The sequence below is a fragment of the Clostridioides sp. LIBA-6622 genome (genome assembly GCF_056716095.1).
Window position 1 is genome coordinate 847,113 of record NZ_CP196998.1, and the last position, 15,165, is coordinate 862,277.

Sequence of the window (15,165 nt, forward strand, 5' to 3'; positions counted from 1 at the left end):
ATTAATTGATAACGGAGAGGAATAATATATGAATATAACAAAGTTTGAAGATTTACCAATAAGTGAAGGAATAAAAAAAGCTATAGCTGAAATGGGGTTTGAAGAACCATCTCCTATACAAGCACAGTCTATACCTGCGATTTTGTCAGGTAAAGACGTTATAGGACAAGCTCAAACTGGTACGGGAAAAACAGCTGCTTTTAGTATACCTATACTAGAAACAATAGACCCAAATAACAGAAGCCTACAAGCTGTGGTACTTTGTCCAACAAGAGAACTTGCAATACAAGTATCAACAGAAATAAGAAAATTAGCTAAATATTCGCACGGAATAAAGACATTGCCTATATATGGTGGTCAACCAATAGATAGACAAATAAAATCTCTTAAAGGTGGAGTACAAGTTGTAATAGGTACACCAGGACGTACAATAGACCATATCAATCGTAAGACATTAAAAATGGACAATGTAAAAATGATTATATTAGATGAAGCAGACGAAATGCTAGATATGGGATTTAGAGAAGATATAGAAATGATTTTAAGTAAGATTCCTGAGGAAAGACAAACAACTTTCTTCTCAGCTACTATGCCAAGAGGAATTTTGGAATTAACTAAGAGATATCAAAAAGACCCAGAACACATAAAAGTTGTTAGAAAAGAACTTACAGTTTCAAATACAAAGCAATACTATATAGAAACTAGGTCATCAAATAAATTAGAAGTATTATGTAGATTAGTTGATGTATATGACCCTAAGTTATCTGTTGTTTTCTGTAACACTAAAAGAAAAGCAGATGAATTAGTAGGAGATTTACAAGCAAGAGGATACTTTGCAGATGCTTTACATGGTGATTTAAAGCAGACTCAAAGAGATATAGTAATGGATAAGTTTAGAAATGGTACAATAGATATACTTGTTGCTACTGATGTTGCAGCTAGAGGTATAGATGTTGATGATGTTGAATGTGTATTCAATTACGATTTACCACAAGATGAAGAGTATTATGTTCATAGAATTGGTAGAACTGGTCGTGCTGGTAGAGAAGGTATGTCATTTACTTTTGTATTTGGAAAAGAAATGAGAAAGATGAAAGATATAGAAAGATATACTAAATCTAAATTGATAAAACATAACATACCAACAATAACTGATGTTGAAGAGAAAAAAGTAGGTACTTTCTTTGCACAAGTTAAACAAACTATTGAAGAAGGACATTTAACTAAACAATTACAATGGTTAGAAAGCTTCTGTAATGATGAAGACTATGCAATGGTTGATATAGCTGCTGCACTTGTGAAGTTATCTCTAGGTGAAGAAATGAAAGAAGAAATAATAGAAGAAAAACCTAGAAGAGAGCGTGGAGAACGAGGAGATAGAAAAGGTGGTACTGGAGCTAAAGATGGTATGATTAGATTATTTATCAATATTGGTAGAAATCAAAGAGTACAAGCCAAAGATATAGTTGGTGCTATAGCTGGAGAAGTTGGAATCCCAGGTAAAGTAGTAGGAACTATAGATATATATGATAAGTATACTTTTGTTGAAATACCTAAAAAAGATGCTAAAACAGTAATTGAAAAGATGAAAGATATTAAGATAAAAGGTAATAAGATTAATATAGAAAAAGCAAATAAAAAGAAAAAATAATTTATAGCATAAAAATATAATTAGAGAATATATAAAATAATATATTGAATATTTAAAAAGCCTAATGTGTTTTCAAAACAGATAGTATAGAATCTGTAATAGTTAACAACATAAGGCTTTTATTGTTTTATATAATAATATTATGAGGAGTATTTTAAAATTAATTTATAACTTGGCGTAGTAGGTATAAGAAATAAATTAAAATGTATAACAAAATAAAAATTAATATATGATTTTCATTTGAGAATAGAATTTAACATATTAATATACACTTTTCCATATTGGTGTGAAAAAATGTATATTAGTTCCTCTTTTTCAAATCTGATTTGAAAAAGAGAATATTAATTATCTATACGGTTTGGATTATAATAAAAAATGTAAGATAACAAAGGGGAGAAAAAGATGTCAATGACTTATATGGACCCTAGGGTTTTTTTGATTTTAGAAATGGTGTTGAAAGAAGACACAAATACTCTAGAACAATTTTCAAGCGTTCTAGGTGTTAGTACTAGGACTATCAGAAATTATATAAACCAGATTAATCGAGAATTAAAAGATGGTATTGCTAAAATAGTTAAGAATGAAAAAGGTACATATAGTATAAGAATTGAAGACGAAAGTAAATTAATTGAGATTGTAAACTTCAATAGAGGAAAGGCATCAAACTTTATAAATTTAAATTTACCTGACGAAAGAATAAATTATGTTCTTGATATTTTAACTATGACTAACAATCCAATTACTATAGATGATTTGGCTGAAGAGATATGTATAGGGAGAACAACATTAATAAAAGATTTAAAAAAGGCAGATAAGATTTTAGCTGATTACGATTTGGAGCTAAAAAGAAAGCCAAATATAGGTATGATTTTAGTTGGTGAAGAAATGGATATAAGGTTGCTAGTCCTTGATAGATTATATGAAAATTATATTGATATACTGGAAAACGTTAATCACATAAGAGTTATTAAAAAGAGTGATATTGAATGCCTTAGAGACGAATTAAAAAAGTTGTTTAATCAAGAAGAACTCTATATAACGGAGCAAGTCTTAATGGATGTTGAAAGATATATAATAATATCTGTCTTAAGAAATATAAATGGATATAAATTTGAAAAGATAGATAAGAGATTTGAAGTCATAAGATGTTCAGATGAATATCTTTTAGGATTAAAACTTAAATCTTCATTAGAAAAGATATTTAATATAGTTTTAAATGAAAAAGAAACTATATTTTTGACAATGCCATTAATAGGTAGAAAAGCTCCTAGTACAAAGTTAGCACTTAGCAGTATAAAGATAAATGATAGTGTAAAAGAGGTTGTAGATGAAGTAACCAGTTTTTTATTGGAAACATCTGGAATTGATTTTAAAGAAGATAAGAAGCTTATAGAAAATCTAGAATATCATTTGTATTTTGCACTTAATAGAATGAGATTTAACATAAGAGTAAAAAATCCATTATTGCAAGAAATAAAGGAGAGATATACATTTCCATATAGTGTTGCAAAAATAGCTGCAATGATAATTGAAGAAAAGTTTGACTTAAAGATATGTGAACACGAAATAGGATATATAGCATTACATTTTGGAAGCTATTTTGAAAAAAGTTCAAGAAAAATTCTAAATGTAAATAGAGTAGCAGTTGTTTGTGGAACTGGTCTTGGGACTGCACAACTCATTAGGATAAAAATAGGAAAGATTCTTGGAGAAAGTGTTGAAGTAAATACTTTTTCTGACATAGAAGCTAAGGCCAATTTGGAGTTATTAAAGTATTATGACTTAGTATTTACAACAGTAGATTTTAAGATGGATTTAGATGTTCCAATTTTTAGAGTAAATGCCTTATTTAATGAAGAAAGTATAAAAAAAGAAATAGAGAATGCAATACTCTTAAAAAATAGTATAAATCTTAAATCTATAAAGCATATTGAAAAGAATATTCCCTTTATAGGTAAGTTGGTTGAGGAAGATAAGTTTTTTATACTGAATAAGGATACATTTATGGAAAATTTAGAAGAAATGTTAGTAAAGCTAGTACATAAAGGAATTATTGATTTGGAGTTTAAGGAAAATGTATTAAAAAGAGAAAAAAAGTCTTCTACCGCACTAGATAATTACATAGCATTACCTCATTCAGTTAGTTCTAAAGGAGAAAATCTTTATCTGGCATTTGGTATATTAGAAAATCCAGTAATTTGGGATACAAAAGAAATTAGAATAATAATATTGATGATAATTCCAGATAAGAATGTAGAAAGTACAGACTTGATAATAAAAAGTTATGAAGAAGTACTTGAAGTAGGGAGAGATAAAAAAATGGTAGAAGCACTTGCTAAAGTAAAATCATTTGATGAATTTTATAAAATAATTACCAAGAGGAGGTAATAATATGGACCCAGTAATTTTTATTATAGTATCACTTATTATAGTTTATTTATTAAATATTTTCCTTGGGTACTTACAACTTAAAGATTTTAATAAAAATTATATTGAACTAAAAAGAAATGGTAGAGTTGCAATAGGTAGAAAAAAAGGAAGAATATCATCAGGTACAATTGTTCTAATACTCATAGATGAAGATGGAGTTATTCTTGAAACTAGGAAAATGCAAGGTGTTACAGTATTAGCAAGGGTAAAATTATTTGAGGGATTAATAGGAAAAAACTTAGGGGACATAAAAAAATCAGATTTAGTTGGTTATAATAAACTACTTAAAAAAGCAATACTAGATGCAGTTAAACAGTACATAACATTTGAAAAAAATAAATGTGAGAGTGCAAATAGCATTAGCGCTGATGAAGAATGTAATGTGGAAGTAGTTTAAAAATATATATTTATAAGGAGGAGTTAATATGACGCAATTTTTTCAAGTATTAGCAAGTGGTGCAGACAGTTTTATGAATTTATTTAGGGCAGGTGGTCAACAATTTGTAGGATTTGTAACAGATATAGTTCCACTTTTAGTAGCTTTATTGGTTACAATGAATGCAATTATCAACTTTATAGGTACAGATAGAGTCGAGAAATTAGCAAAAAAATGTTCTGCAAATATATTTACTAGATATTTAATATTACCAGTACTTGGTACATTTGTATTTGCGAATCCAATGACATTATCACTTGGAAGATTTTTACCAGAGAAGTTTAAACCTAGTTATTTTGCAGCAGCAAGTTTTTCATGCCATACAATGAATGGATTATTTCCACACATTAACCCAGGAGAGCTATTTATATATCTAGGAATTGCAAATGGTATAACAACTTTAGGATTTTCAACAGCAGATTTGGCGGTTAGATATTTATTAGTTGGTATAATTGCAAACTTCATTAAAGGTGTGGTTACTGACTATACAACAAAATTTGTAGAGAAGCAACAAGGAATAGCATTAAACTCAGATATAAATATTGGATAATTACTTTAAGATATAAATAAATTTATTCTAAGTGGGAGTAAATTATCTTAGATAATAAGTAAATTGTTTTGAGTTATACCTGAACAAATTAAGATAAGGACGTTACATATAAGAAAGCAGAAAGTTAGCCTGAGATGCAAGAAAATAAATAATAGTATTAAAGTACTTAAAGTAAGAGAATCAAAAAAGAAATAGATGGAATTAGAATAAAGAGAATAACTTAAAAAATAGTATCTATAGGAGGAGAGTTTGTATGTCATTTAATAAAGTTAAAATAGTAAAAGGTTCTGGTGGATGGGGTGGTCCATTAATAATAGAGCCAACAGAAAAGAAAAATAAGGTAGTATATGTAACTGGAGGAGTAAGACCAGAAACAGCAGTAAAAATAGCTGAACTTACAGGATGTGAATTAATAGATGGGTTTTCACGAGGAGTTAAAGATGATGAAATTGCATGTGTAATAATAAATTGTGGTGGTACATTAAGATGTGGTATATATCCTCAAAAGAAAATACCAACTATAAATATAATGAAGACAGGTAAAAGTGGACCATTAGCAATGTTTATAAAAGAAGATATATATGTTTCAGGTGTAAAACCAAATAATGTAGAGCAATTATAATTGTGGATGTAGGAGGGAAAAAATATGGCTTATGATACTAAAAAAAAGATAAGTGAACAGAGTCAAGGAATTGTTGCCAAAATAGGTATAGCACTAGGTAATGTGACAAGTACTCTTTTTCAAGCTGGTAGAGATACTATAGATACATTAATACATACAATATTGCCTTTTATGGCTTTTGTTGCAGTATTAATAGGTATAATAAATCAATCAGGTGTAGGAAATTGGGTAGCTAACCTGCTTACTCCATTAATAGGAAATGTTGGAGGGTTGGTTGTTTTATCAATAATATGTTCATTTCCATTGCTATCTCCATTTCTTGGACCAGGAGCTGTTATAGCTCAGATAGTAGGGGTATTGGTTGGGACAGAAATAGGAAAAGGAAATATTCCACCAAGTCTAGCATTACCAGCATTATTTGCAATAAATTCACAAGCAGCATGTGACTTTATACCAGTAGGTCTTGGTCTTGCAGAGGCTGAACCTGATACAGTTCAAGTAGGAGTTCCATCAGTTTTATATTCTAGATTTTTAACAGGTGCACCAACTGTTCTGTTAGCATGGTTAGCAAGCTTTGGATTATATAAATAAAAGAATACTTTATAAATAATTAGAGAGAGGTTCAGTTGATATGGAATTAATATACAGTACCCAAATAAACAAAATAGGAGACAATGCAAATGAATTTTTAGAACATAATATGTTTGTAACTTTCAAGGATAATGCTCCTCAAGAATTAGAAAATTACTGTTATATACATTCTGAAAATAATTTAGTAAAAGAAATACTTACGGATGATGTGTTATCAATAAATAATATTGATTATAAAATTACTTCTGTTGGTGAGTTAGTAAATCAAAATCTTTCAGAATTAGGTCATATAACATTTAAGTTTACAGGAGAAAAAGATGGTGCAATTGGAGGGACCTTATATCTTGAAAAAAAAGAAATAGCACCTATTGGCGTAGGTACTATACTAAAAATAATTAGAAAATAAAACTTAAAACTAATCTAATCATATTATAAGTAAATTATAGATAAAAGTCAATTTAACTAATCAAGTTAACTTTTAATGTGATATAAAAGGGGAAATGAAAATGAGAAAAGTAGCTTTAGTAGTTGGAGGAGGAAGAAGTTTAGGTGAATTTTTATCTAAACATCTAGCTAAAGTAGGTTATGAAGTTGCTATTGCAGATTTAAATGAAGACAATGCAAAAAAAGTAGCTGAAGAAATAGAGACAGAATTTGATTGCAAATCTATAGGATATGGTTGCAATGCTACTGATGAAGAACAAGTTATAAGTACTGTTAAAAAGATTGAAAGTGATTTTGATAGGATTGATTTGTTGGTATACAATGCGGGGGTAGCTGTAAGTAAAAAAATAACTGACTTTGGGTATAGAGATTTTAAATTTATTGTAGATGTAAATTTAAATGGGTATTTTCTATTTGCAAGAGAAGTATCTAAGGTCATGATATCAAAAGGTATTGAAGGTAGAATAATACAGATAAATTCAAAATCAGGTAGAGTAGGAAGTAAGCACAATTCAGGATATTCAGCAGGTAAATTTGCTGGAGTAGGTCTTACTCAAAGTTTAGCACTAGATTTGGCAGAGCATAAGATAACTGTAAATTCATTGATGCTTGGAAATTTACTTGATTCTGATATGTTTGAAAGTTTAATTCCTCAATATGCGGTAAAATTGGGGATACCTGAATCAGAAGTCAAGCAAGTTTATATAGATAAAGTCCCTCTAAAAAGGGGTTGTAGATTCATAGATGTTGCAAATATGCTTACATTTTATGCTTCTAAGGAAGCTGAATACTGTACAGGTCAATCTATAAATATTACTGGTGGGCAAGTTATGTAAAATTTTTATAACCTTTCAATTTATGTATATTAAAGATATATTATAATTGAGAGGTTATTTTTATATTTATGAAGTATTTTTAAATCTAATTTGATAAAATGTATTTATGTTTTATATAAAGTAGTTTTGAGTATATAAAAATTAATAAATTATAGGAAATATGCTAGTCTTTAATAAGGAAAGAAGGATACTTTATGGATATAATAAAAAAATTAAGTCATGGTTGTACACTAGATTGCCATGATTGTTGTAAATTTAATGTTTATATTAAAGGAAATAATATAATAAAAATTGAAGGAGATAAAAATCATCCTTACACAAAGGGTTTTATATGTAAAAAAGGCTTAGCTCATTTTGATAGGCTAAATCATAAAGATAGGATAGAGACTCCAATGCTTAAAGTTGATGGAGAATGGAAGAAAATCTCTTTTGATGAAGCTATAGAGATAATGGCAAAAAAGCTTATAGACTATAAAGAAAAGTACACATCAAAGTCTGTTATGCATTATGACCAATATGGAAGTGGGTCTGTATTAAAATACATAGGAGATATATTTTTTAATTTTTATGGAGGAGTTAGCAGACATAAGGGTGGTCCATGTTGGAGTGCAGGAATGCATGCTCAAAAATATGATTTTGGAGAAGCTAAAAGTCACGCGATAGAAGACATGTTAAATAGTAAAAGCATATTTGTATGGGGAAAAAATCCAGCATATACTACAATTCATACTATGCAAGTAATTAAAAAGGCTAAAGATAAAGGGATAAAGATAGTAGTAATTGACCCCATATATACAAAGACAGCTCAAATAGCAGATAAATATATAAAAGTAAGTCCTGGAACAGATGGAGCTTTAGCTATAGCTATGGCAAAAATTATAGTAGAAGAAAACTTGTACAATGAAGAATACATAAATTCATACGTTATCGGTTTTGAGGAGTACAAAAAATATTTACATTCATTAGAATTAAGTTTTCTAATTAATGAATGTGGAGTTAAAGAGAAGGATATAAGAGAACTAGTTGATTTATATACCAACAAATATTCAACTATAAACCTTGGGTATGGACTTCAGAAATATAAAAATGGAGGAAATACAATAAGAGCTATAGATGCTTTAGGAGCTATAACAGGTCAGATAGGTTTTAGTGGTGGAGGAGTAAACTATGCAAATAAGGTTTATCCAAACATTATAAATTCTGACCCTTATAATAGCCAATTGTATGGAGAAGATAGGGAGTTTTATGTAAGCAATATTAGCGAATTTATAGAAGAATCTCTAAAATATACATCAAATGAGCTTGATGATAAAGATAATAAAGCAAATCTTGTATCAAGTGAATTAAATAACTTATCAAATAAATCAATAAAAACTAATGTTCCTATAAAGATGGCTGTTATAACTAAAAGCAATCTGATGAATCAATTGCCAGATTTAGTAGAGCTAGAGAAAGTATTTTCAAAGATTGAATTTAAAGTATGTTTTGATATGTTTATGACTGATACAGCCACGTTATGCGATTTGTTTATACCTTGTACAAATACACTAGAAAGTGAAGATATAATTTATAGTTCAATGACTAATCCCTATATAACTTATAATGAAAGAGCAGTAAAACCAAAACATAAATTGATGGATGAATACTATTTCTTTATGGAGTTAGCTAAAAATATGGGAATTAAAGATTATCCATTTGTGAAAAAGAGTGAATATCTAGAGAAAGTGATTGAGCCACTCAGACAGTTTGATAAAAATTTAGATATAGAAAAACTTAAAAATAGCTACTTTACTATACATAGTCCTATTGCTTGGGAAGATAAGAAATTTGAGACTCCATCTGGAAAATATGAGCTTTATTCAGAACGAATAAAAAGTTTGGGAATAAGTCCAATACCAATGTATATAAGTCATAAGTCTAAAAATATAAAAGAAAAAAATGAAAGTAGTCATTTTAGATTATTGACCAATCATCATGCAGATACTTTGTTTAGTCAACACTTTATGGACAAGACTTCTATATCACAAGCATATATAAATGAAAGTATGGCTAAAAAATTAGGTATTAAGGCTAAAGATATTGTGACTCTAAGTTCAAAAAAAACAAAAATAGATGTACAAATAAATATAGATGATGGAGTAGGTAATTATATAGTAAAAATGTATGTTGGTTGGTGGAAGAAACATGGAAATCCAAACAGTTTGACAGACTCTGGTATATCAGACTTTGGTGGTCAGGTAACATATAATGAAAGTATGGTAGAAATAATACGACAAAACTAGTTAAATTTCATTGAAGGAATAAAAATACAATTATAGAATTGATTAAAAGTTACTATTTTTACAAAACTATTGAAGGAGGGATTTTGATGGTAAATTATTCCTTAGAACATAAGAATCTATACATAGAATTTATGTGCTCAGAACTAGACCACCATGTAGCCAATGAAATAAGGGAAGAAATAGATAACTTATTAAGTGTAAATCAAGTTAGAAATGTTGTATTTAATTTTGAAAATATTAATTTTATGGATTCTTCAGGTATAGGTGTCATCATAGGTAGATATAAAAAGATTTCTAATGAAGGGGGACGAGTTTCAGTAATTAATATAAGTTCACGAGTTAAGAAAATTTTTGATTTATCTGGGTTAAATAAAATTATTGGCATTTATGATACGTATGAAGAAGCTCTAAGTTCTTTGTAGGGAGGAGTATGTGATGAATAATATTATGGAAGTTAAATTTTCGGCAATATCTGAAAATGAAAGTTTAGCAAGAGTTATAGTAGCATCCTTTGCAGCTAAATTAGACCCAACAGTAGATGAATTAGTGGATATAAAAACTGCTGTCTCTGAGGCTGTTACAAATGCTATAATACATGGATATGAAGAAGACAGTTCCAAGTTTGTTTTTTTAAGATGTGAGATAGAGGGAAATACTATAAAAATTATAGTTGAAGATGAAGGGTATGGAATAGAAAATGTGGAGAAGGCAATGGAACCACTTTATACATCAAAACCAGAACTTGATAGATCAGGAATGGGATTCACAGTAATGAAAAGCTTTATGGACGATGTAGAGGTAAGTTCTGTAAAAGATAATGGTACTAGAATTGAAATGACTAAAAAAATAAATGTGCCTAAATAAAGTCCAAAAGTGAGGTTTTATTATGGAAGTAACTGTTGCCAGAGAAGAAAAAAAACCTCTTCTTAGTCATGAGGAGACTCTAGAACTTATTGATAAAGTTCAAAATGGAGATGAAGAGGCAAAAGAAATATTAATATCAAGCAATTTAGGTCTAGTTAGGAGCGTTGTGTCTAGATTTTTAAATATAGGATATGATAGAGAGGATTTATTTCAGTTAGGTTCTATAGGCTTAATAAAATCAATATATAAATTTGACCCAAAATTTAATGTAAAATTCTCTACTTATGCAGTACCTATGATTTTAGGTGAAATAAAGAGGTATTTAAGAGATGACGGTATGATAAAAGTATCAAGGTCATTAAAACAAATAGCTGTAAAGGCCAAGATGGAAAGTGAGTCGTTGACCAAAAAGTTAGGTAGAGAACCGAGTATAGAAGAACTGTCTAAAGCAATTGATGTAGAAAAAGAAGATTTAGTAATGGCTATGGAAGCTAATTTCAACGTTGAGTATTTGCAAGGTGTTATTCATGAAGAGGAAGGTTCTCCAATATGTCTTATTGATAAAATAAGCATGAAAGGAGAAAGTGAAGAAGAAAAAGTAGTAGATAATATACTGTTAAAAGACATACTTGGAAAATTAGATAAGAGAGAACGTCAAATAATAGTTCTCAGATATTTTGAAGATATGACTCAAAGTGAAATAGGAGAAATGCTCAATATATCACAAGTTCAAGTGTCTAGGATAGAGAAAAAAGTGTTATCTAAATTAAAAGAATATATATCATGAGAATACTTATGATATATAAAATAACAAAAGATAATAAAAATATTACTCAAATAAACTGTAATAGCTTTTGATATTAGATTTTTAAACTATTATTAAAAATATCTAAGTTAGAACAAAAAATATTAAAAAATAAGGTGTCTTTATGAAAGAAAATAAATTATTTTCTTTATTAGGCATCTTTTTTATTTTTTGATAAAACTTTGAACTGTCAAAATAAATAATAGGTTTATTTTTTAAAATTTAACAAATAATACTTTAGAGAGGTGTTTAGTATGGATAAAAATTATAAAAAATATGTAGACCAAATAAGCCCAAAACCTACATATTTAAAAAACTATACACTTGCATTTATTGTAGGTGGAATTATTTGTATGATAGGGCAAGCAATAAATGATTTATACATGAAAGTTGGAGGTCTTGATAAATTAGGTGCCAGTTCTGCAACATCAATAACACTAATATTTATAGGGGCATTTTTAACTGGATTAGGAGTTTATGACTTAATCGGAAAAAGAGCTGGAGCTGGTTCTATAATTCCAATAACAGGTTTTGCAAACTCAATAGTATCTCCAGCTATGGAGTATAAAAGAGAAGGTTATGTATTAGGTGTAGGTGCAAACTTATTTAAAATTGCAGGGCCCGTTTTAGTTTATGGAATAGGTTCTTCTATTTTATGTGGGATTATTTATTATATTTTTAAGATGTTTTAGATGGTTTTTATTTAATTTAAACTCTATTAATTGCAAAATAGCTATGAAAGTTGAAAATTAACTATGAAGCTTGTTAGTTAGAAAATAGTTATGAAGATTTCAATTGATATTAAAAAATTAAATATTAAAATGCAAAATTAAAAAGGTGTGAAAATATGAAAAATAAAAGAATTGGAAAAAGAACAGTAAAATTAGAAAATAAACCAACAATAATATCAACTGGAACTATAGTAGGCTCTAAAGAAGGTGAAGGGCCACTAAAGGACTATTTTGATATAGTTATGACTGATGATTTATATGGTGAAAAAACTTGGGAATTAGCTGAAAGTAAGATGGTAGAGACTGCATCTCAAAAAGCTATACAAAAGGCAGGAAAAAAGCTAACAGATGTAAATTACATGTTAGGTGGAGATTTGATAAATCAAATAGTACCAGCATCATTTGCAGCAAGGGAATTGGCAATTCCATTTTTAGGTATATATGGAGCTTGTTCTACAATGGCAGAAGGTCTTTGTATAGGTTCTATGCTTATAGATGGTGGTTTTGCAGACTTAGTATTATCAGGTACATCAAGTCATTATTGTACAGCAGAAAGACAGTTTAGATTTCCTCTAGAACTTGGAAATCAGAAACCAATGACAGCTCAATGGACAGTTACAGGAGCAGGAAGTGTATTATTAGCTCCTGATGGAGATGGTCCTAAGGTAAAATATGTTACGGTTGGTAAAGTAATAGATGAAGGTATTGATGATGGTAATAATATGGGACCAGCTATGGCTCCAGCAGCAATAGATACAATATATTCTTATTTTGAAGATACTAATGATGACCCAAATAGCTTTGATATAATTGCTACTGGAGATTTAGGTACTCTTGGAAAGCAGATAACTGAAGACTTTTTGAAAGAAAAAGGTGTAGACATATCAAAGTGTTATACTGACTGCGGTATAGAAATGTTTAACCTTAAAGAGCAAGATGTTCACTGTGGTGGAAGTGGATGTGGATGCTCAGCTACAGTGTTTGCAGGATATATATATGATAAGTTAAGAAAAAAAGAATTTAACAAAGTAATGCTAGTATCAACTGGAGCATTACTTTCACCAACAAGTACATTACAAAAGCAGACAATACCATGTGTTGCACATGCAGTAGTAATAGTAAATGAGTAGGAAGTGATATATATGTTAATGGACTATGTAAGAGTATTTATTGTAGGTGGAATTATATGTTTAATAGCCCAAGTAATGATGGATTATTTTAAAATGCAAACCCCATATGTTATGGTAACATATGTAACATCTGGTGTAGTTTTAACTTTTCTAGGTCTTTACGAACCATTAGTTAAGTTTGCAGCAGCAGGTGCAACAGTTCCTATAATAGGATTTGGATATTCACTTGCTACAGGGGTAATAAAGTCAATTCAAAGTGATGGTTTTTTAGGTATTTTCTTAGGTGGGACAACTGCTACAGCTGGTGGAATAGCAGCTGCTATATTCTTTGGATACATTATGTCAGTAGTATTTACACCAAAAGCGAAACCATAAATATCACTTAAAGAAATAATAAAATTTAAAATAATAGTTTTTTATAAAATGGGTAGATATCTTTTGGATTCTACCTATTTTTTATATAAAGAAACGTTTACATAATTGAAGTTGACAATTATTTACAACATGGTGTAGTATTATATTATCAAAATAAAATGAAGTGAAGTAGGGGATAAAGATGGTAACTATTAAAGATATTGCAAGGAATCTAGGTATCAGTTATTCAACCGTTTCTAGGTGCTTAAACAATAATCCTAATGTATCTGAAAAAACAAAAAAGAAAGTAGTAGAAGAGGCTAATAGACTAGGGTTCCATTTTAATGTAAATGCAAGAAATCTAGCAAAAAAAGAAACAAATAGAATCGGGGTAATCTTTTCAAATAATTTTAATCACCAAGATACTAGAAAGTTTTTTAGTGATATAATGGACAGTTCTATAAATTCTATTGAGACTAATAAATATGACTTTATAATACAACCTAATAATAACATTAGTGGCGACAGTAATGTATATAAAATGGTTAATGGACAAATGGTAGATGGATTGGTAATTGTGTCTCAATCAATAAAAAAAGAAGAGTATGAATTTTTAAAAGATAATAATTTTCCACATGTATTTATATATTTTAAACCATCTTTTGTAGGAGAAGTAGATAATTTTTTTTGGGATGATAACGTGTATGGTGGTTATATAGCTACGAAGCACTTAATTGACCATGGTCATAAAGATATAATAACAATAACTTCAGATGATAAAAATTCAAAAATGCATGAAGATAGAACAAAGGGATATTTGAATGCTATGGAAGAGGCAAATTTAAAGACTGAGGTTATTGAATCTAAAATGGACTTTGAATCTCAAGTTGAGTTGTTAGAAAAACATATTGATAAAATAAAAAAAGCATCAGCTATATTTGTACAACAAGATGTACCAGCAATTTCTATAATACAAGAATTAAAAACTACTTATGGTATAAATGTACCAGAAGACATTTCTATAATAGGATATAATAATATTGAATTAATATCATATTTTAGGTCTCATTTATCAACAATAGATGACCCAAGAGAACAAGTTATAAAAAATGGAGTAGACAGTCTAGTGAATATAATAAATAAAAAAGGAACAGAACATATTCCAAGAAAACTATATCCAAGATTAATAATACGAAATAGTGTTAAAAGAATAAAATAGTAAAATTTTAAGTATTACAAATGTATTAGAAGTATTATAATTTGTACAAATTAATCTAAAAAATAATATGAATTGAGATTAAAAGGAGTCAGTGTATATCAGTACATTGTACTCCTTTATTTATTTAGAACGTTTCCATAAAATTATCATAAGATTCTGTTAAATTAGTTGATAATTTACTATCTAGATAATATAAGTTAATAAATTATTTGTGTTTTAT

15 protein-coding genes and 1 pseudogene are annotated in these 15,165 nt (G+C 28.7%); all 16 read left to right on the plus strand.

What is annotated here, in order from left to right; translation table 11 throughout:
• The first annotated feature begins 28 nt into the window (after positions 1 to 28).
• Positions 29 to 1,651: a DEAD/DEAH box helicase gene (locus tag ACTG47_RS04160; RefSeq protein WP_479926227.1), complete on the plus strand. Its 1,623-nt coding sequence runs from the start codon at positions 29 to 31 to the stop codon at positions 1,649 to 1,651.
• A gap of 402 nt (positions 1,652 to 2,053) precedes the next feature.
• Positions 2,054 to 4,039 (plus strand): BglG family transcription antiterminator, encoded by a 1,986-nt coding sequence (locus tag ACTG47_RS04165; protein ID WP_479926228.1) that lies wholly within the window; start codon positions 2,054 to 2,056, stop codon positions 4,037 to 4,039.
• A 4-nt stretch (positions 4,040 to 4,043) separates the two neighbouring features.
• On the plus strand, positions 4,044 to 4,478 hold the full coding sequence (locus tag ACTG47_RS04170) for a transcriptional regulator GutM (protein WP_479926229.1): 435 nt from the start codon (positions 4,044 to 4,046) through the stop codon (positions 4,476 to 4,478).
• Positions 4,479 to 4,506: 28 nt separating this feature from the next.
• Positions 4,507 to 5,067 (plus strand): PTS glucitol/sorbitol transporter subunit IIC, encoded by a 561-nt coding sequence (gene srlA / locus ACTG47_RS04175; RefSeq protein WP_169468718.1) that lies wholly within the window; start codon positions 4,507 to 4,509, stop codon positions 5,065 to 5,067.
• 253 nt (positions 5,068 to 5,320) lie between these two features.
• Positions 5,321 to 5,821: pseudogene (locus ACTG47_RS04180) on the plus strand (PTS glucitol/sorbitol transporter subunit IIB); the annotation flags it as partial.
• 39 nt (positions 5,822 to 5,860) lie between these two features.
• Positions 5,861 to 6,280: a PTS glucitol/sorbitol transporter subunit IIB gene (locus ACTG47_RS04185; protein WP_407813854.1), complete on the plus strand. Its 420-nt coding sequence runs from the start codon at positions 5,861 to 5,863 to the stop codon at positions 6,278 to 6,280.
• A gap of 40 nt (positions 6,281 to 6,320) precedes the next feature.
• Positions 6,321 to 6,686 carry a PTS glucitol/sorbitol transporter subunit IIA gene (locus ACTG47_RS04190; protein ID WP_479926230.1) on the plus strand — a complete coding sequence of 122 codons (366 nt, stop codon included), beginning with the start codon at positions 6,321 to 6,323 and terminating at the stop codon, positions 6,684 to 6,686.
• A gap of 100 nt (positions 6,687 to 6,786) precedes the next feature.
• Positions 6,787 to 7,560, plus strand: coding sequence for a sorbitol-6-phosphate dehydrogenase (gene srlD / locus ACTG47_RS04195; RefSeq protein WP_169468713.1), 774 nt, complete (start codon positions 6,787 to 6,789; stop codon positions 7,558 to 7,560).
• Between the two features lie 194 nt (positions 7,561 to 7,754).
• A complete protein-coding gene (locus ACTG47_RS04200) occupies positions 7,755 to 9,842 on the plus strand; it encodes a molybdopterin-dependent oxidoreductase (protein ID WP_479926231.1) in 2,088 nt (695 codons plus the stop codon).
• An 86-nt stretch (positions 9,843 to 9,928) separates the two neighbouring features.
• Positions 9,929 to 10,264 carry an anti-sigma F factor antagonist gene (gene spoIIAA / locus ACTG47_RS04205; RefSeq protein WP_054269412.1) on the plus strand — a complete coding sequence of 112 codons (336 nt, stop codon included), beginning with the start codon at positions 9,929 to 9,931 and terminating at the stop codon, positions 10,262 to 10,264.
• A gap of 13 nt (positions 10,265 to 10,277) precedes the next feature.
• On the plus strand, positions 10,278 to 10,706 hold the full coding sequence (gene spoIIAB, locus ACTG47_RS04210) for an anti-sigma F factor (protein ID WP_003418415.1): 429 nt from the start codon (positions 10,278 to 10,280) through the stop codon (positions 10,704 to 10,706).
• Between the two features lie 22 nt (positions 10,707 to 10,728).
• Entirely contained in the window at positions 10,729 to 11,493 is a 765-nt protein-coding gene (sigF, locus tag ACTG47_RS04215; RefSeq protein ID WP_169468709.1) for an RNA polymerase sporulation sigma factor SigF, read from the plus strand.
• A 272-nt stretch (positions 11,494 to 11,765) separates the two neighbouring features.
• The gene (gene spoVAC / locus ACTG47_RS04220; protein WP_003418420.1) at positions 11,766 to 12,203 is read left to right on the plus strand and encodes a stage V sporulation protein AC; all 438 of its coding nucleotides are present in this window, start codon (positions 11,766 to 11,768) and stop codon (positions 12,201 to 12,203) included.
• A 155-nt stretch (positions 12,204 to 12,358) separates the two neighbouring features.
• A complete protein-coding gene (gene spoVAD, locus ACTG47_RS04225; RefSeq protein WP_479926232.1) occupies positions 12,359 to 13,372 on the plus strand; it encodes a stage V sporulation protein AD in 1,014 nt (337 codons plus the stop codon).
• A gap of 12 nt (positions 13,373 to 13,384) precedes the next feature.
• Positions 13,385 to 13,747 (plus strand): stage V sporulation protein AE, encoded by a 363-nt coding sequence (spoVAE, locus tag ACTG47_RS04230; protein WP_169468704.1) that lies wholly within the window; start codon positions 13,385 to 13,387, stop codon positions 13,745 to 13,747.
• 181 nt (positions 13,748 to 13,928) lie between these two features.
• Positions 13,929 to 14,945, plus strand: coding sequence for a LacI family DNA-binding transcriptional regulator (locus ACTG47_RS04235; RefSeq protein WP_169468702.1), 1,017 nt, complete (start codon positions 13,929 to 13,931; stop codon positions 14,943 to 14,945).
• Positions 14,946 to 15,165 lie beyond the last annotated feature (220 nt).